The 18,145-nt window shown below is 47.2% G+C and carries 19 protein-coding genes; 9 read left to right on the top strand and 10 right to left on the bottom strand.

Features of this window, described 5'->3' with window-relative positions:
- Window positions 1–33 precede the first annotated feature (33 nt).
- On the top strand, window positions 34–612 hold the full coding sequence (locus BAZ21_RS12070) for a GNAT family N-acetyltransferase (protein WP_068500519.1): 579 nt from the start codon (window positions 34–36) through the stop codon (window positions 610–612).
- A 254-nt stretch (window positions 613–866) separates the two neighbouring features.
- Here BAZ21_RS12070 and BAZ21_RS12065 read toward each other — a convergent pair whose 3' ends face one another.
- Both BAZ21_RS12065 and BAZ21_RS12060 read right to left on the bottom strand, forming a co-directional pair.
- Complete coding sequence (locus BAZ21_RS12065) at window positions 867–1,082, bottom strand: helix-turn-helix domain-containing protein (RefSeq protein ID WP_068500515.1); 216 nt, start codon at window positions 1,080–1,082, stop codon at window positions 867–869.
- A gap of 50 nt (window positions 1,083–1,132) precedes the next feature.
- Entirely contained in the window at window positions 1,133–1,348 is a 216-nt protein-coding gene (locus BAZ21_RS12060; protein WP_010347876.1) for a helix-turn-helix domain-containing protein, read from the bottom strand.
- 154 nt (window positions 1,349–1,502) lie between these two features.
- Between BAZ21_RS12060 and BAZ21_RS27870 the strand changes: the two genes are divergently transcribed.
- Window positions 1,503–2,162 (top strand): hypothetical protein, encoded by a 660-nt coding sequence (locus BAZ21_RS27870; RefSeq protein ID WP_084011605.1) that lies wholly within the window; start codon window positions 1,503–1,505, stop codon window positions 2,160–2,162.
- 326 nt (window positions 2,163–2,488) lie between these two features.
- On the opposite strand, the gene BAZ21_RS12050 is transcribed toward BAZ21_RS27870, so the two are convergent.
- From BAZ21_RS12050 to BAZ21_RS12040, 3 genes are all read right to left on the bottom strand, one after another.
- A complete protein-coding gene (locus BAZ21_RS12050; RefSeq protein ID WP_068500512.1) occupies window positions 2,489–3,229 on the bottom strand; it encodes a GTP pyrophosphokinase in 741 nt (246 codons plus the stop codon).
- 235 nt (window positions 3,230–3,464) lie between these two features.
- Complete coding sequence (locus BAZ21_RS12045) at window positions 3,465–4,274, bottom strand: histidinol-phosphatase (protein WP_068500509.1); 810 nt, start codon at window positions 4,272–4,274, stop codon at window positions 3,465–3,467.
- 60 nt (window positions 4,275–4,334) lie between these two features.
- Entirely contained in the window at window positions 4,335–5,237 is a 903-nt protein-coding gene (locus BAZ21_RS12040) for a LysR family transcriptional regulator (RefSeq protein ID WP_007431893.1), read from the bottom strand.
- Window positions 5,238–5,665: 428 nt separating this feature from the next.
- On the opposite strand from BAZ21_RS12040, the gene BAZ21_RS12035 reads away from it, so the two are divergent.
- The 5 genes from BAZ21_RS12035 (at window position 5,666) to BAZ21_RS12015 (ending at window position 10,457) form a co-directional block, all read left to right on the top strand.
- Entirely contained in the window at window positions 5,666–6,124 is a 459-nt protein-coding gene (locus BAZ21_RS12035) for a chemotaxis protein CheX (RefSeq protein WP_068500943.1), read from the top strand.
- Between the two features lie 40 nt (window positions 6,125–6,164).
- The gene (locus BAZ21_RS12030) at window positions 6,165–6,944 is read left to right on the top strand and encodes an SDR family NAD(P)-dependent oxidoreductase (RefSeq protein ID WP_084011603.1); all 780 of its coding nucleotides are present in this window, start codon (window positions 6,165–6,167) and stop codon (window positions 6,942–6,944) included.
- 121 nt (window positions 6,945–7,065) lie between these two features.
- The gene (locus BAZ21_RS12025) at window positions 7,066–8,451 is read left to right on the top strand and encodes a DEAD/DEAH box helicase (RefSeq protein ID WP_068500505.1); all 1,386 of its coding nucleotides are present in this window, start codon (window positions 7,066–7,068) and stop codon (window positions 8,449–8,451) included.
- Window positions 8,452–8,484: 33 nt separating this feature from the next.
- Complete coding sequence (locus tag BAZ21_RS12020) at window positions 8,485–9,231, top strand: ABC transporter ATP-binding protein (RefSeq protein ID WP_007431889.1); 747 nt, start codon at window positions 8,485–8,487, stop codon at window positions 9,229–9,231.
- A gap of 2 nt (window positions 9,232–9,233) precedes the next feature.
- Entirely contained in the window at window positions 9,234–10,457 is a 1,224-nt protein-coding gene (locus tag BAZ21_RS12015; protein WP_068500941.1) for an ABC transporter permease, read from the top strand.
- 117 nt (window positions 10,458–10,574) lie between these two features.
- Here BAZ21_RS12015 and BAZ21_RS29365 read toward each other — a convergent pair whose 3' ends face one another.
- Window positions 10,575–10,700, bottom strand: a complete 126-nt coding sequence (locus tag BAZ21_RS29365) for a YjcZ family sporulation protein (RefSeq protein ID WP_218061422.1) — start codon at window positions 10,698–10,700, stop codon at window positions 10,575–10,577.
- 206 nt (window positions 10,701–10,906) lie between these two features.
- Between BAZ21_RS29365 and BAZ21_RS12010 the strand changes: the two genes are divergently transcribed.
- Window positions 10,907–12,184 carry a sensor histidine kinase gene (locus BAZ21_RS12010; protein ID WP_068500502.1) on the top strand — a complete coding sequence of 426 codons (1,278 nt, stop codon included), beginning with the start codon at window positions 10,907–10,909 and terminating at the stop codon, window positions 12,182–12,184.
- A gap of 72 nt (window positions 12,185–12,256) precedes the next feature.
- Here the strand turns inward: BAZ21_RS12010 and BAZ21_RS12005 are convergent, their stop codons facing one another.
- A complete protein-coding gene (locus tag BAZ21_RS12005) occupies window positions 12,257–13,555 on the bottom strand; it encodes an aminotransferase class I/II-fold pyridoxal phosphate-dependent enzyme (RefSeq protein WP_068500498.1) in 1,299 nt (432 codons plus the stop codon).
- 152 nt (window positions 13,556–13,707) lie between these two features.
- The gene (locus BAZ21_RS12000; protein ID WP_068500496.1) at window positions 13,708–14,568 is read right to left on the bottom strand and encodes a methyl-accepting chemotaxis protein; all 861 of its coding nucleotides are present in this window, start codon (window positions 14,566–14,568) and stop codon (window positions 13,708–13,710) included.
- Between the two features lie 497 nt (window positions 14,569–15,065).
- Here BAZ21_RS12000 and BAZ21_RS11995 point away from each other — a divergent pair, with 497 nt between their 5' ends.
- On the top strand, window positions 15,066–15,851 hold the full coding sequence (locus BAZ21_RS11995; protein ID WP_068500936.1) for a helix-turn-helix domain-containing protein: 786 nt from the start codon (window positions 15,066–15,068) through the stop codon (window positions 15,849–15,851).
- A 171-nt stretch (window positions 15,852–16,022) separates the two neighbouring features.
- Here the strand turns inward: BAZ21_RS11995 and asd are convergent, their stop codons facing one another.
- Both asd and BAZ21_RS11985 read right to left on the bottom strand, forming a co-directional pair.
- Window positions 16,023–16,820, bottom strand: coding sequence for an archaetidylserine decarboxylase (gene asd, locus BAZ21_RS11990; protein WP_068500493.1), 798 nt, complete (start codon window positions 16,818–16,820; stop codon window positions 16,023–16,025).
- Window positions 16,821–16,907: 87 nt separating this feature from the next.
- Window positions 16,908–18,035, bottom strand: a complete 1,128-nt coding sequence (locus BAZ21_RS11985; protein WP_068500490.1) for a YheC/YheD family endospore coat-associated protein — start codon at window positions 18,033–18,035, stop codon at window positions 16,908–16,910.
- Between the last annotated feature and the right edge of the window lie 110 nt (window positions 18,036–18,145).

Raw genomic sequence — 18,145 nt, 5'->3', positions numbered from 1 at the left:
CAACAAGCCAATCCATCCGCAGGAGGGATCAGTGTGCTGACTAAAGAAATGCTTCGTTCAGGGCTACCGGAGCTTTACGCCCATCGTGTCCGATTGCGCCAGCTGAGAGCGGAGGATTATCCTGCACTGGAGCGGATGCTGTCCGATCCTTTAGTCATCCGATACGTGAATCGAATTCGCAAGCCTGTCTACGCGCGAATGCGACGTCTGGTTGCCCAAATCAAAGTAGCTGGGGATTCTTTGGATTCCTTGCACTTTGCGGTGGAATGGCATGGAAGAAATACAGGCGTTACCCCTTCACAGCTGCTTGGTATCGCTTCGTTTCAGCAATGGAATGAGGGTACAGGTGAGGCACAACTGGGCTATATTTTAGATCGTCCATTCTGGGGACAGGGACTGGCTACAGAGATCGTGGAAGTGATGCTGAAATTTGGTTTCGGGTCTTTGAAACTCAAGCGAATTGAAGGTCGTTGCCAAGAGGATAATCAGGCTTCCGTGCGTGTGCTTGTCAAAAATAAGCTGCGTCTGCTCCGCATCATTCGTTCCTATGATCCTTCAGGAGAGGTGCCCAATGTATTGGTGTTTTCGATTACCCAAGGGGATTATGCGTAGAAATGGAAAAGGGATATTTTGTTACAAAGATGAAACATAACTGCAAAACAACTCTAACACAGGACGGGTACAATACAGACATGACCCCCTTTTGAATAATAAATGTTGCTGGGACCCGAAGCTTCGGGTCCTCTTTTTTTGTGTTTCTATTGCAGCTACCTGCGATTACAGGCGATCCCTATGATTCATATGACGTCTTTAAGTTTTATGACCAGTTCCATATTAGATTATCTCCTGGCTTGAATTAAGAGCTATCAGTTCTCTTTTTCTAACTGGATAATTTCTGATAAGTCTGTGATCTCCAAAGCATGGGCGATTTTTTCAAGCATGAGTAAGTTAACTTCTTGTCGGTTGCCGCTACAAAGAGTAGATATTCTGGACTGGGGTATCCCTGTCATAGCTTCTAAGTTTTTTTGGGTGATCCCTTTTGTTTTTAAAACTTCCTTGAGTTTAATTTTGATTTTTAACATTAAATAGATGCCTCCGAGATCTGTTGTAAATAATAATTTTACATGAGGAATCAGTTTTCTTCTTCTAACTGGATTAACTCCGATAAGTCTGTGATTTCCAGAGCATGAGCGATTTTTTCGATTACGGGAAAGCTAATTTCCTGTCTTGCATTACGGCACATGTCCGAAATCGTAGCTTGGCGGATTCCTGTTAATTGAGACAGCTTTGTCTGAGTAATGCCCTTATTTTTCATAACGATATGTAGCTTTAATTTAACCTTCAGCAAACTTAAAACCTCCATTGACATTATACTATCGATAGTATATACTAAGGAACGTATAAAAATGATTTACATACTATTTATTTTAACTAGGGGATATGCATCATATCCTTGGCTTTGCTGTTGCCATTTTACCAAAAAAGAATCGGGGGAGATACATATGACCACACTAGGAATTAAAATCAACAAACAACACATTCTGGACATCGTTCGCATGGAACCAGTTTGGCCACAAAAAGAGGGAAACGATGAAAAAGAGATACATTATTATCACATCACCGATGCTCTGAACCGTAAATGGCAAACGATTGGCTATAATGTCTCAGACGCTATTGAAGTATTTGAGAAAGAAAAGAATAATGTGTGGACACGAATTATAGAGCCAGCCCAGTTTAATCCCAAATTGACCACGAACGATCTCATTCAAATGTTTCATATCAGTTCCGAAGATGAGCACATCCGTAATGCTATGCAAATCATACTGAACTCGGTTGAAAGGCGCAATGAGTTCATTGCCCGCTCTATTTATATTAACGAACAAGACACTTTTAATCTACTCTGCAACATGAAAAGTGAATATCTTCGGCATCATCGGCTTACAGACGAGGAATTTACGGAGTTGTATGCCGCAAATCCTGTTGAAGCATTATCTGTATATTTTCTGGAGTCCGTAGACATTCATCTGTATTGGGAGTGGGCAGGGGCAGGAGGTACATGTGAGAAGGCTATTCAATACAAACAGGGTGTGCCTGAAATGACTTTAATTCAAGCGATTGAAAGAGCTGAGGATGAAGTCGACCATCATATATCTGGCTATTAACTGTTTTGCAAAGGAGGAGTGTGTATGTACAGGACAGGAAGATTAATTAACGGCAAACTGTTTCTAAAGACACTTGCAGGCGATTGGATCAGCCTACAGATGCTTATTGAAAATCCATATTATAGAGGTGTGGGATATGCTTAAGAGAGCTAAGAGGCGGTTAGCAGAGGAGCGGAGGATTTGAATCTGGAGAAGCGTGAGCGTTCGCCTTTGCAATGGGATTCTCCCCTTTAAAGGGCTTATAAAATCCAGAGAATCCCGTTGCAACAGCGATCGTAAGATCAAATCATTCGCGTAGCGGTGGATCACCAACGAAACCTATCCTTTTACTCTCCGAGAAGCTTCAAGAAATTGGCTGGCACCGCAATTTGCTGATTATTAATCATGATCTTCCGAAGCTCTTCAATGGAGTCTTCTTCACCTCTCGCATCTTTAATCTCCTTGATTTCACGATGCAGCCGTTCCATTTGGAGATCAAGCGCATTAGCAGAATCTGCCGCATTCTTTAATTCACGTGTCAGGCTTTCGGGAACGGACTGGTTATATTTATAAAAGATTTTATGCTCCAGACTTGCCCAGAAATCCATCGCAATCGTTCGAATTTGTACCTCTACACAGACCAGCTCCTGACAATCTGACATGAATACAGGGACTTGGATCAACAAATGCAGGCTTTGGTAGCCGTTTGGTTTGGGATTTTTGATGTAATCCTTGATTTCCAGCACCTTCAAGTCATTTTGGCTCTGAAGCATGTTGCTAACATCATAAATATCAGAAATAAAAGAGCAGGTAATACGCAGTCCGGCGATATCCTTAATTTGATTTTTGACAGCATCGAGGGAAAGCTCACTATTTTTCCGAAGCATTTTATTCATAATGCTCTCAGGGGATTTGAGCCGTGATTTGGTATGCTCAATAGGACTATAATCATGCAGGGTCTGAAATTCCTGTTTTAATATTTCAATCTTGGTTTCCATTTCGTCGAGTGCGAATTTATAGATTAACATAAAACGTGTGATGTCATACTTTAGTTTTTTGAGCTTGTCCATTGGATTTTCTAAATGCATATGTAATTCTCCTCACACATAGATGTCGTTTATTTAAAATAGTGGAGCTGTATGGTTTAAGGTGGTTGGTAGCGGAGCGAAGGATTTGAATCTGGAGAAGCGCAAGCGTTCGCCTTTGCAATGGGATTCTTACTTTATAATATACAATTTCCAAGAATTCCATTGCAACAGCGATCGTAAGATCATATGATTTGCGGAGCGGCGATCTTCACCCTAAATAGAGCTTAAAGCGCCATTAAAGGGTCGCAGAAATTTTACGTTTTTCTTTAAAATAAACCCATTCGCGGAAGCCAATATCCTTCAGCATCGCCTTCACTTCGTCCCAATCCTCACCTACACGCGAAGGCTTGTGGGCATCTGATCCAAAGGTGACCTCTACGCCAAAATGGTGCGCTCTTTCTAAAATAGATGCGGACGGGTACCATCCGCCACTCAGCTTGGTTTTACCCGAAGTGTTAATTTCAATGGCCACGCCGGATTCTGCAATCACCCGCAAGGTTTCATCAATCGCCTCATCAGCAGGAATATCTGAAAAGGCCGGAAAATTCCCCTTCATCGCGTCAATATGACCCAAAATCTGAAACATCCCGCTTCGCGCAGACTCCTGGATAAGTGAATAGTAGGCCTGCTTGACCTCGATTTTGCGAGCATCACTTATTTTTTTCCAACGGCTACGGTTAAAAATGCTATCCCCTTCAACACTGTGGACCGACCCAATGAGGTAATCAAACGGATATGGAGCCAGCGTGGAACGATACAGCTCCGCATAATCAGGAAAATAATCGGTCTCCAATCCGAGCAGGACGTCAATGCGACCTGCGTATTCCTGTTTAAGCTGTTGCACCTCTTCAACGTACTCGGCAAGCTGAGATTTTGCCATATAAATCTTCGGAAAAGCCTGATCCTGCTCGCTGCCCAGGAAAGGGGAGTGGTCCGAAATGCCAATCGCTTGCAAGCCAGACTGAATGCCGGCTTCAATGTAATCCCGAATGTTGCCGTCCGCATGACCGCAACGGAAATGATGGGTGTGTAGATCAAATTTCATAGCCTTTCTTCCTTTCGTAATCAAGGTTCATATTCCGTATGGTGTTCATAGCGAATTACGTTATTCAGAACTGGTAAAATTCGTTTCTGGCATCCCCTTGAGATCACTTAAAAATTGCTGCATGGCTGAGTTTAGATAGCGGCCGGATTTATAAATCACTCCTACCGGATGACTAACCTCCAGCTCGGGAATATGAATCATTTTTAATGTGCCTGTACGTAGCTCGGAAGTGACCGACAGTCTGGAGATAATGGCAGCGCCCAGATTAATTTCGACCATCCGTTTGACCTCCTCACTGCTGGACAACTCGATCACGACGTGAGGCACGATCTGGTGCTTTTTAAATACATCGTCCACGAATTTCCGTCCTACCGTATCGGGTGAGAGCAGAATAAGCGGGATTTCCCGAAGGGCTTCAATGGTAGCGTGCGGTTGGGAGGCCAATGGATGAGTAGGGGACACGACAAGCTCAAAGGAATCATAGTACAGAACTGAAGTGCTCAAATTCGGATTCCGTTCGATCAGATAGCCGATACCTACATCAATAAGGCCGTTCTCCACCTGCTGATAGATCATGGAGGAGGCCATAGATTGAATGGAGGTTTTGATGAGCGGGAACTGATCCTGAAAGTAGGAAAGCACGCGCGGTAAAATTTGAATGGCGATGGATGTGGTCGTACCCAGCGCAATATGCCCCTGCGGCGTTTCGTTTAGATCGTACAATTTCTGCCGTAATTCCTCGACTATCTCCAATATGCGCTCGGCGTGCTCTAAAAAGACAGTTCCCCGGTCGGTCAGGGTGACGGGCTGGTTGCGGTCAATCAGAATGGTTTTGAATTCGTCTTCCAGGCTTTTGATCTGGGCGGACACCGCGGGCTGCGTTAAATTGAGAAGTTCTCCGGCTTTTCGGAAACTCATGGTTTTGGAAATCATGATAAGTGTTTCAAGTTGACTGATGTTCATGAAGTTCCTCCTCTCTTTTCTTAATTCTGTCGCAGCTGTATAGACTGAATATTTTTAGCCAATTCACCTGTTCATATGTAAAACCGTCGATATGCTTTATTTCATTAGATTATAGGTTATTCGGGCAGGAAGGGCAATGAATCAAAGCAGAGCACGGTGAAGTATGGTATATTGGAAAATAAAGACTAAAGTCCTGATATACATCAAAAATAATTAGCTTAATTCCGATAGGAAGTGAGATATAGGACAATATTCACATTTTTTGTGATTTGGCTATAAAAAATTGCCGGGAAGCTGTCGATAAGTGATAAAGAGAGTATTTTGTTGAGGGTCGACTCGTTTTGTATCATTATTTGAATTAAAAATTCTAATTAAAATGGGACTTTTGTTGTGTGTCTAAAAGCCCATCGTAAAGGGGCGCAATGATCGTGAAGGCAGAAGTGATAAATCCTTTTTTGGAGTCGGCGCGACGGGTCATTGAACAACTGATCCAAGTCTCTCCCTCACCCGGAGATCTCGGTGTGAAAAATGTCGAGCTGGTAGATGACCATATTTGGATTCTGATCGGAATGACCGGACAGCTTAGCGGAAATATTGTGTTCGGTCTGAATGAACAGGTGGCGCTACGTATGGTCTCAGCGATGATGGGCGGATTTGTCTTGACTGAAATTGACGAGATGGGAAAAAGTGCAATTTCCGAATTGGGCAATATGATTAGTGGTAATGCCAGTACGATTTTGTCCAGTCAGGGAATTGTCGTAGACATCACGCCTCCGCAAGTCATGAAATCGGAAAACCTGACTACTTTTGCACCTCAGCGTGCCCTTTTTATTCCGCTTACTGTGGAAGGAATCGGTGAGATGGATATTCAGGTCATGATCTCTTAATATTAAAGAAGAAGGTTTTCTTTAATATGGAGGGATGACCGTGAGTATATTGCAAGATAAGGTAGCTGTTATTACAGGGGCATCCAGCGGGATTGGCGCTCTCTGTGCACGGTTGTTGAGCGACAAGGGCGCGATCCCTATTTTGACAGCACGCTCGCAGGAGCGGCTGGAGCAAGTGTCTGCGACAATTAGCGGCAGGCATGAGTTGATTCCACTGGATGTCACCTGTCAGGAGCAAGTGGCAACCGTTGCTGCCCGTATATTGGAGCAGTACGGACGGGTCGATATTTTACTCAACAATGCGGGTTACGGAAAATTTGAGTATTTTCATGAAACAGACCTGACGGAGTTTGAACGAATGATGGACGTGAACTACATGGGAGCTGTTCGCTGCATTAAGGCGTTTCTGCCGCAAATGACAGAGCGGCGCAGCGGGCAGATTGTCAATGTAGCGTCTATGGCCGGGAAAATCGGGACAGCCAAATCGACTTCCTACACAGCGACGAAGCATGCATTGCTCGGGTTCAGCAATGCGCTTCGGCAAGAGCTGCGCGGGAGCGGCGTGACCGTAACGACGATAAACCCCGGGCCGATTGACACGCCGTTTTTTGAGCTTGCAGATCCTTCAGGCGGATATGTTCGTAATGTAGGTTGGTTTATGCTTAAGCCGGATAAGGTAGCACAGCACATTGTAAGGGCAATAGAGCTTCGCAGGGAAGAGGTTAATCTGCCGCGGTGGGTATCTCCTTTTCTCAAGCTGTATCAGCTTGCTCCCAGACTGACCGACAGGCTGGGTCATGGTGTAATGAACAAGAAATAAAAGATGTCCCAAAAGCCATGGGTATGGTGAGGGACATCTTTTATTTTTGTGATTTGGTAACAGGGCTATTTTCGCATATAATGGAGAGTAACGAATTTACGTATAGGGGTTGGACCTTTTCATGACATTGAATTTTGAATCGCTTGGCATTGAACCAGATCTGTTGACCAAACTGGCTGAGCATGAAATTACACAGCCTTCGCCGGTGCAGGCGCAGGCTATACCCGAAATTATGAAGGGGAGGCATGTATTGGCGCGCTCGCAGACGGGCACAGGAAAGACACTGGCCTATTTACTGCCGCTGCTGCAAGCGATTGACCCGCAGAAAAAGGCTACGCAAAAGATGATACTGGCTCCAAGTCAGGAGCTGGCGATGCAAATTGTGCGTGAGGGTCAGCGTTACGGAGAGCATCGCGGAATCCGCGTGCTTGGCCTGATTGGCGGAGCAGCCATCAAACGCCAGATCGAGAAGCTAAAGGATCATCCGCAGCTTGTTGTCGGCACACCAGGACGTGTACGAGAACTCATTGCTGCGAAAAAGCTGAAAATGCACAACATAACAACCATCGTCATCGACGAGGTGGACCAGATGTTCCAGCTCGGCGGAGCAGGTGATGTGAAGAACATATTGGGCACTGCCCAGCGTGATCGTCAATTGGTATTTTTGTCGGCAACGCTGAACGATGAGATTCAAGCGCTGGCGAAGCGTGAGATGAATGATTATGTGGAAATCGGTATTGATCCCGATCAGAAGACAGCCAGTGGACTGGAGCATTATTATTTTGTAACCGAAGAGCGGGATAAGGTGGATATGCTGCGCCGTCTGGTGCGTCATTTTAATCCGAGAAAAGCGCTGGTGTTCGTGAATACAACGAATGCGATCGGGGAGATTGAAGCCAAGCTCAATCATATGGGACTGACTACAGCATCCCTGTATGGTGATGCGGATAAAGTCACGCGCAGCAACGTGCTGGCCCGATTCCGGGAGGACAAGCTCAAGGTGCTGATCGCTTCCGATGTGGCAGCCCGTGGTCTGGACATTGAGGGACTGGAAATGGTCATTCATTTTGACCCGGCAACGGACAGTCAAGCCTATGTTCACCGCGCGGGACGTACAGGACGGATGGGACGCAAAGGACTGGTTGTGTCTGTTGTTACCGAGCGCGAAACGTTCATTATGCGCAAGTTCTCCCGTGAACTGGACATTAACATCACAGAGCGTGCGTTGCATGGAGGACGTGTTGTTGTCCCGCGTCCGGTGGATGCCAAGCGTCCGCCTGTAAGGCCATCCGAGGCGAGAATGATTTCTGACGCAGTGGAAAGCGGCAAGGCACCTGCTCGTGGTGAGAATGGACGTCCCGGCAGGACTGCCGCAACCGGTTCGGCTCCAGGCAAGGGCAAAGGAGCAGCCTTGTCCAAAGCAGGAAAAGCACAACGCGAGCGTGAGCGTAAAAACAAGGGTGCGCCAAGATGGCTGAAGGAAAAAGGGTCGAAGCCGAACGAATAAGGACCGAACGGATAAGGGAGAAGAGGGGGAGCCATGGAACAACAGCCTGTATTGCAAATTAACGGACTGACCGGCGGATACAGTGCCAAGCGCCCGGTGTTGCATCAGATTTCACTCGATGTAAAGCCGGGCGAAATGGTGGGACTGATCGGTTTGAACGGAGCCGGAAAAAGTACGACCATGAAGCATATTTTGGGCCTGATGACACCACAAGCCGGAGAAATTCGCGTGCAGGGACATAAGCAGGAGGAGAATCCCGAGCAATATCAGGGAGCTATTGCTTTTGTACCCGAATCTCCAGAGCTGTATCCCGAAATGACGGTGATGGAGCATATGGAGTTCACCGCCAGGGCTTACGGAGTCAGTGAAGCGGATTTTCGTACACGCAGTAATCAGATGCTGGATCTGTTCCGTATGCGGGACAAGAGCGGAAGCATGTCCATGCATCTGTCCAAAGGGATGCGTCAGAAAGTCATGATTATGTGCGCATTTTTAGCGGGACCGCCGTTGTATGTCATTGATGAGCCATTTTTGGGTCTGGACCCGCTGGGTATTCGTTCCCTGCTTGACTTTATGCTGGAAATGAAGCGTTCAGGCTCATCCATTTTACTCAGTTCTCATATTTTGTCCACGATTGAAAATTATTGTGATCGGTTCATTGTGCTTCATCAGGGTGCCATCATTGCACAGGGTACGCTGGACGAAGTGACAGCACAGGCGGGTAAGCCGGGCATGCCGCTGGAAGATGCATTTTATGAGCTGGTACAGGGCAGGGAATGAGCATGGACTTGCAACGTCTGCATAAAGAAAGACGTGTTGCGTTCTGGGGACAGGTGCTGCCCTATCTGGGCTATGTCATTCAGAGCGGATTGGCGGTGGTCTTCGGCTTTGCGCTGATTGCTTTTGCTGCATGGTACACGTCGCTGTTGATGCATACTCCACCGGATTTGCCCATCCGCTGGATCATGCTGATTGTAGCTATTCCGATTGCTCATGCGAGCTTTCGTACGTATTTGAACGCGGCGGATATTGTCTTCCTGCGTCCGCAGGAATATGCGATGCAGCATTATTTTAAGGCCAGCCGCATTCGGGGCGTGGTGTATAAAATATTCGGTCTGCTGTTGCTGTCCATTATCGCGTGGCCCCTGTATATTCGCAGTGATGCCGCACCTAAGCCGTTGCTGTTGACCCTGCTGCTGTTCGTGCTGTTGAAGCTGCTGTTCAGCTATGGCGGCTGGCAGGAGCTTCGCATGGTATCGGTTGGTGCCAGCGCAGGCTATCGTCTGCTTCGGTGGGTGCTGGCTGTGCTGATGGTAGCCGCATGGATGTGGCAGCCTCCGCTGCGCAGCTTGCCGTTTATCGTATTGGTCAGCGTGGTCTACGTGCTTGTCCTGCGTTTTCCGGTCAAGCTGTTAGTAGCTTGGGAAAAGATGATCCGGACAGAAAGCATGCAGGCCGCTCGGGTGATGCGCACTTTAGGCTGGTTCGTCGATGTACCTGCCCTTACGCAGAGAGTAACTCCGCGCCGCTGGCTTTCCTGGCTGGGGGGAAACATACCGTGGGGCAGAAAGGGAGCGTATCGCTACCTGCTGTTTAAGACGTTTTTACGTACAGAACCCGCAGGTATTGTCATTCGATTAGGTATTTTGGGTCTGTTAATTATATATATCACCCATACGAGCTGGATTGGCATTGCGGTGTATTTATTTTTTATATTTCTCATTGGCGTGCAAATCACTTCGCTCAGGCAGTATCACAAGGATTCGTTATGGCTTCAGCTATATCCGATCCCTGTACATCATCGCCGTGCGTCTTTTCTGGACTTTGTCGTCCGATTGACGTTGCCCGCTGCCGTAGTCCTGTGGCTTCCTTTTCTGGCGAAAGGAACTGAGGATCTACTGTCTACGCTGCTGACGCTGGTTGGCGGAGTTGTTGTGGTGTTTCTGATCCGGGGAACACAGGCGAAAAAATGGCGTTTGGACGGACAAGATGAGGAAGAAGTGTGATTTGATCCCAATGAACAAAGAAATGGCTAATTCGCAAGCAGCAGGGGCTGTTTGCGGATTAGCCTTTTTTTGTGCGGTTGCTGCTATCGTTAGCTGTGGGTGCAGATCCCCGTCTGCTTAAATGAAGATCGTTTTACTGATGATAACTAATAAAATGAACAATACCAATATGGTTCCTGTGCTTGTGAATGCGCCGTGACCACCGTAACCGCCGTAACCGCCTCTTGTTTCTTCTGCTCCCATGCCGATTCTCCTCTCGATCATTGTGATAAAGGATACACCGTATCTTATGAAGCGGCTTCCCGGATGGCGTGGGCCAATGTTCGGATAGGTTACCGAATCGCCTTATATTTTTTATCAGATACGGGAGTATAGAAAGGAAAAGACACGTATTATCGAGAATAGAAGAAGTATGTAATCATTATCACTTGGAAAGTGGGAAAGACGAGATGCTGGTAGATAAGCTGCTCGTAAACATATTTCTTGTGTTTGTACCGTTGCTGGTATATAGCGCTTTGTCGGATCATCGACATATGAAACATGCCCCGTTGCTTATGGGAGGGGTGCTGGGTGTGTCTTCTGTGCTGTGCCTTATTTTTTCGTACTTTTGGTATGGCTTATATTGGGATCTCCGGTATGTTCCTTTAATTCTTTCCGTGTTATATTTTGGCCCAAAGGCAGGGGTGCTGAATATAACGGTGATGGTGATGGCTCGTATGTATGTAGGTCCTGAGTCAATGCAAGTGGGGCTTCTCAGCATGATTTTGTGTTATCTGGGTCCTCTCTTGGTGAGAAAAAGGTTTATGCAGCTCAAGGGGATGTTTTTGCGGGTAGGCATGAATATGCTAGTGGGGATCTGGATCAATGTTATCATGCTAATCATTCTTTTACTACATTCCTGGATTAATGGCAGACTGGAGAAGGATGAGATCGAGCTGCTCAAGGCTGCTTTCTTCTTTGGAATGATCCAATTTATTAGCATTGGAGCCTCCTCATTCTGGATGGAGTTTAGTCTGGAACGGGAAGACATGAGAAAAAAGATTCGACATGCCGAGCGCATCAATACGTTAGGTGAACTGGCAGCCTCTATGGCCCATGAAGTACGCAATCCGCTGACCGTCGTTAAAGGGTTCCTGCAAATGGTTCAGTCAGGGCTGGAAGGGAAAAATCGCAGGTATATTGCTTTGGCACTGGCAGAGGTAGATCGGGCTGAAAGAATTATTAGCGATTATTTGAACTTATCCAGGCCTCAGATTGGCAAAACAGAGCTGATGGATCTGTCGGGCATGGTGCAACAGATTGTTCTGCTTCTAAAGCCGATGGCAACCAAGCAAGGGGTAAGACTATATACAGAGCTAAGGAATGAAATATACGTACATACGGATCGCAACCAGCTGTTACAGGCGTTAGTACATGTGACGAAAAATGCGATTGAGGCTGCGGAAGATGGAGGCAGGGTATACATAACGCTGGCAATTCAGGAAGAGAAGGCGTGTCTGAATATTAGGGATAATGGCAAAGGTATGAGCCAGGAGCACCTGGAGCGAGTTGGGACTCTGTTTTTTTCGACTAAAGAGGTAGGGACGGGGCTGGGAACGGCCGTCTCCTTTCGAATCATTGAAGCAATGAACGGGAGTATACGCTATGAGAGTGAGCCGGGAGTCGGGACCGAGGTGATCATCCTGCTGCCGCTGGCTCAGGAATCCTTGCTCGCTGCTGAAGGATAATCTCCAAAAAAAGCGGTACACCGCAACATTCGGCATACCGCTTCATTAAGCTATACATTTAACCCGCTATCATCAGGCGTTCAACAAATCCTGTGCACCACGGTAAATAATGTCATACAAGTCTTCAAGGTACTCTTCCTCGATGCAGGAGAATGCGATCCGGAGGTCGTGCTCACCCAGCGCAATCGTTCCAACTCCATATTGCTCCAGCAAATGTGTACGCAGCCGCTCGGCGGACAAGCCGTTCAGCTTGAGACACATGAAATAACCGGAATTGAAAGGATAGTAGCTCCATACATCTCTGTATTTTCCGCTATCCAGCAATGCTTTGACCTTATTGGCCCGTCCCTTCATAATTTGAAACTTTTCTTTCTTTTGCTGCTCAAAATCCGGGGATTTGAGGGCATCCAGTACGAAGGTTTGGGACGGGTGAGGGCCACTCGAAATCGTTGCCCGGATAATCCCCAGTGTTTTTTGCTCCAGCGCGTTCAGCACATCCTGATTTTCGGAAGCGAAGGTAATAAATCCGACACGGAAACCCCAAACGTATTCTTCTTTGGTGGCTCCGTCGACTTTGACTGGTAAAATTCTCGGATGAAGTCCAGCTAACTGACCAAATAGCGATTCATGCAGGGAGTCCTCGAAGAACAGACCAAAATAAGCATCGTCTGTCACCACCACCACATTGATGCCCGCCTCTGCGGCTTCCTGAATGGCAGCAACAATTGCTTTACCCTCTTCGGCGCCCGGTGTATAGCCAGTTGGATTGTTCGGGAAGTTCAGCACAACGATCGCTTTGCCGTACTCTTTTTGCGCGAGCAGCGCATCACGCAACCCCTCACTATTAAAACGGTTGTCCTCCGTGAACAACGGGAAATTCACCAAGCGTCCATGACGGCGAATCCCGAATGTCAGCTCATAATTTTCCCAGTTTTTGTCCGGATAAATGACAGCATCCCCTTCATCTGTAAACAGGTCGGCAACGATACTCAGGCCGTGAGTCAGCGCGTTCGTAACTACTGGAAGGCTGAAGATTTTTCCAGCCAGTGAAGGATTTTCCTTCAGCATTTTATCGCGCCATACGCTGCGCAGTTCAGGCTTGCCCGCAGGGGGAGCATAGGGGTATAAATCCTTGGGACTGTAAGCAGACAGCTTCTCCTGAATAACCTGCAAATGCATAGGACCATTGCCTTCAATAGCAATACCGATCGTAGCATTATATTTTTTGGCCATTTTTCCGGCTTCGGCAGATTGACTCAAAATTCCTTCTTTTGGAAAATAAATTTCTTTACCCAAAAGGGAAAGCATTTGATATACATGCTCGTTGCCTGTTTGAATGTTTTGGTTTAACTGTGCTACCAGTGGATTCATTCCCGTTTCATCCTTCCAAGTCATTTTGATTACATATTATAGCATTACACTCGGTAAGCGTCACGCAAAAGCATTAAGGGGACGTAAAAACAACTGGAGTTGTTCCGTCGAAGGGTGGTAGCTAAATCCTTTAGAAACTGAAAGTAAGCGACTTAAATTGAGGATGCCAAATTTTCTGTGGTAGTAGCGATATGATCATAGGCTTTTTTTAATTCACTCATAGCATCCGAATTGTTGGAAATCTGATCCGTGATATCTTCAATTTTTTGCATCATCGACGACATTGCTTTTGCAATTTCATTGATTTGAATGAAGATGTCTTCTGCAGATAGTTTGCTGGAGGCAGCCATTTTTCTAACTTCATTGGCAACCACCTCAAAGCCAAGTCCATGTTCACCGGCTCGGGCAGCTTCAATGGCGGCATTCAAACCCAGCAAATGAGATTGAGAAGCAATATCCTTGACAACACTAGTGACTGATTGGATACTTTTGAGCTGATCTCTGACTACTGCAGATTCCGTATTCAGCTTCGCCATATGGTCTACAATCAGCTTCGAAGCTTCCAATACCTCATCAGTGTTAGCAGTCATTTCTTCCACCATAGCTATCAACTCTGCCGTACTTTCCTGAAGAACGGTTTCGCGTTTCGTGATGTCAGTTGCTATCTTGATGACTGCTTGGACTTGATCTTCTTTAAAGATAGGCATATAAGTTGCCTCTAGTGTTAACTTTCTTCCATTCTTTGTAACCCGTACAATTTTATCTTGAAAGGCTCTTCCTTGACGCAAATTACTCCATAAGTCAGCATACGCATGACTGGATACAAATTCTTGCAAGCAAAGCTTGCTGTGATGAATACCAACAATTTCATCAACCTTATATCCCATTGCACTAGCAAAAAGTTCATTGGACCAAGTGACTTGTCCTTGCGTGTCAAACATGATCATACCTAAATTGTTTTGAATGGTTGATAAAACAGCTAATTGTTGATCAGTTGTGTCTTTGTCCAGCATGAATGCCACACTCTCCCTGAGGTACCAGTACCCGATTTTGATATACAAATGTTGTCTGTGAATCATTCTTTTTTGATGACAACCTGGAACAAATCGCTTCTTCGCGTCTGCTTCGGGGAGGCGCAAAGGATGCTGTTCTTTGCAATCCTGCTCCCGACGGTACCAGTCCTCCTAAGACTCGGAGAGAGTGGTGGTATGTCCGCTCGTCAAAGGTAAGCCGCTGAGCTGTCGCTAGCGAGCCCCTTGGCGGATCCATGCGGCGCAATGCCTGAATGTTCCAAGGACACTAAAAAAGCACTTAACGACGGCTATATTTTATCAAGCTCTCGCGCAGTTCGGCAAGTTCCTTTTATACAGCTATTGACCGCTGTTGCTCGCAAGCTGATTCAGCTTCATGCCAACTGTTAGTAATTTTTTGCGTATTGGCGGCGCTGCGCTTATATTATTATTTAACGGGATAGAGAACATCCAAAGAATAGCAAAAGGAGGTGCAGATGTTGCTGGATACGTCTGCGTCATCGTTTATCCTGCTGCCCGCCTTTGCCAAAATTGTGTGCGAGCCGGGCTGGAAATGGCAGGTGCGCGAAAAGCCGATGCCAAACTATGATTTATTTTATGTATGGAGCGGAGAAGGGACGGTTGTATTAAACGGGGAAGCCTATTCGGTGAGCAAGGGCAGCTGTTTCCTGTTCAAGCCCGGGGACGATACCCGTGCCACTCATAACCCGCAAAAGCCGCTTATACTTACTTATATTCATTTTGATCTTTCCGAGCAGCCTAAGCTCATCCCTGCAAGCTACCGTATGCTGGAGGAAACGTTCGAGGTGGAGCATATGCTTGCCAGATATGTCCGTCTGCGCTTGGAGCGTGCTTACGGAGCTGAGGAGGAAGGCAGGCTGATCCTGAAGCAATTGATGATTCATCTGCTGCGTGCCGACCGTAAGGTGCCGCAGGAGCAGCAGGCCAGCAACCAGCTCACCGAGGTCATTCGGGAAACGGCCAACTATGTGCGTCAGCATCCGGGGCTTCCTCATCGTGTCGAGGATTTGGCGGCACGGGCAGGGCTGTCGCCGCGTTATTTTTCAATTAAATTCAAGGAACTGCTGGGCGTTTCCGCGCAATCTCATATTATCAGTATGCGGATTGAGCGCGCGCAGCATCTTTTGCTGCATGCCGGAATGAATGTGACCGAGGTAGCAGAGGCTTTGGGATACCGTGATATCTTTTTCTTCAGCCGTCAATTCAAGCAGTATACAGGGAAAAGTCCGTCCGAGATCAGGTAGAGCCATGACGGTGGACGAGCTGTTTCAGATTCGGGCATATTGGTCACTATCGTTTGACAAATGAGGATTTTGCAAAAATCCTGAAATAAAAAGATAAAACGAAAAGGACCCAGGCAGTAATGCCGGGTCCTTATTGTATAGGTAGCTGCAACGCACTGGCGGTAAACCCGGTTACGCTTTAGCATCATGGCGGAAGCAACCAAGACGTTGTCCCATTTTTACCACATCGCCCAGCTTCAACCCGGGGTCTGGCTCAAACGTCCCGTTTTCAGTCAATAGAACGACGGTTGATCCAAATTCGAAATATGCGAGATCGTCGCCTTTTTTCCATGAAACGGCTTGATCATCCGTATACTTGATGCTGCTCACGTTCATCGCGCCAACTTTGACGAGGGCCACCTCACCATATTCGTGGGCAATGTACGTAATCTGTCGTTCATTACGGCTAAGAACCCCCCTCATATGCTGCAAACCGAAGTCATTTACGGGGTATACCTTGCCGCGCAGATGCTCCTTCTCCACCAGTGTACCGGATACCGGCGCATGAATACGATGATAATCTGTCGGGCTGAGGTAGAGCACATAAGCATAGCCGTGTGTGTACTTTTCAAGACGCGGCGAGCGGTTAAGCAGCTCATCCAGCGTATAATCCTGTCCTTTGACATTCAAAAGAGTGCCAGACGTAATTGGCCCAGTGAAAGTAATCCGTGCATCCACCGGACTGGTCATCACCTCGGCGTTCGTATCAATCGGGCGCATGCCCGCTTTCAATTTGCGTGTAAAATAGGCGTTCAGAGAACGGTATGCTTTCCATTCCTGTTCTGCCTCATGCGTCTGGATCTGGTACGTACGTATAAAGGTGGGGATAAAAAGTCGGCTTGCACCGCTTTGCGCGAAGGAGCCCACAATCCGGCACACCCACTTGCGCGATGATAGCTCGGTCATGAGCCGCAGCCACTGTTTTGCCATTTCAGATCCCCCTGTTCATTTCCGAGCCGTCTTGGCCGGAACCTGTCCGGCCGCTCTGAACTATATTGACACAGAATGTGACGTAAATCAATACAGTGGACGATCGAGTGGACGTTCGGTGTCTGCTGAAGGCATCCGTTCAAGAAGCCAACGGGCGTAAGCCATTGGCTGAGTGTACGTTTCTTTCCAGACATTGTTCATGCCAGCCTGACTGAAGCCGTAGCGCTGGTCGCGACCGTTGCACTCGATAAAAAAAATGTTGCCCTCTTGGGTGATTCCCAGATCCAAACCGACGTCAGCGAGACGGGGAAGGCTCTGTGCCAGTCGGTGAACGATTTGTAACGAGAGTCTTTCCAGCTCATTCATCAAACGGGTTATATTCGAGGTTTGAGCCGCCTGTGCCTGTGACAACACCTCTGGTAAGGAACGGGCTATACCGCCCTGTGCCACATTGGATACAAAGGTGTGGGAAGGGGCAATTTTGGCAAACATGCCTGTCACCCCCCAGATGCCGCCATATCCACGCTGAACGGTCACACGAATATCAAAGGGACGATTGTCATATAAAGCAAGCGGTATGGTTTCCTGTACGATGTGAGGCACATGCAGCAGTCGCTTGTGCAGAAATAAAGGCAGTTCTCCGACATGTAAGCGTAGCGTGGACCAGCGCTCAGGTCTAGCGGGATGAGTGCATTGCAGGGTCCAGTGCCCACGGGAATGCCGCAGACGCATAATTCCTTTGCCAACACTACCGCTGCTGGGCTTAATTACAACATCCCCGGTTTGCTCCATCAGAGAATGGATTGAAGACAGGTTGCCTTGCAATGTTTTGGGGAGATGGATGCGTAGCAATGGGTCTTCCTGCAAAATCGCGTGTATATGGTCCTTGCGGAAACGGTTTTGTTCATTAAAAATATAGATTCCCTGTTGTACCAGCCTATTGATATCGCTGGCATTTTCATTATGCCGATAAAGAGTCCGATTGTGGATGACTGGCGGCAACGGAAGAATCATCTGCCGATACTCGTTGCCGTGTTTAACAAAAGCCCGGCATGTTCCGGTCACTATATGAATATCCTCCAGACGAAGAAAGCAGGGGGTGAGCTCATAACTTAACCCTGCGTCCTCGTAATTGGCGATGGATTCATATCGCGTCTTCATGGCGGGAATGCCCCGGTAGGTTGCCGGGTTGAGCATGACGCCGACATGCAACATGAGTATGTCCGCCCTCCTTATAGTCATTCCAACTGACCATACTGTAATTCTAGTCCATCATATGTATCAATGATTGGCCAGGCATGGACGCTAGCCTTTCGGTATGCCCA

Source organism: Paenibacillus kribbensis (assembly GCF_001705305.1).
GTDB classification, from domain to species: domain Bacteria; phylum Bacillota; class Bacilli; order Paenibacillales; family Paenibacillaceae; genus Paenibacillus; species Paenibacillus kribbensis_B.
Note: the sequence above shows the minus strand (reverse complement) of the source record. Positions and strands in the feature narration are given on the sequence as shown.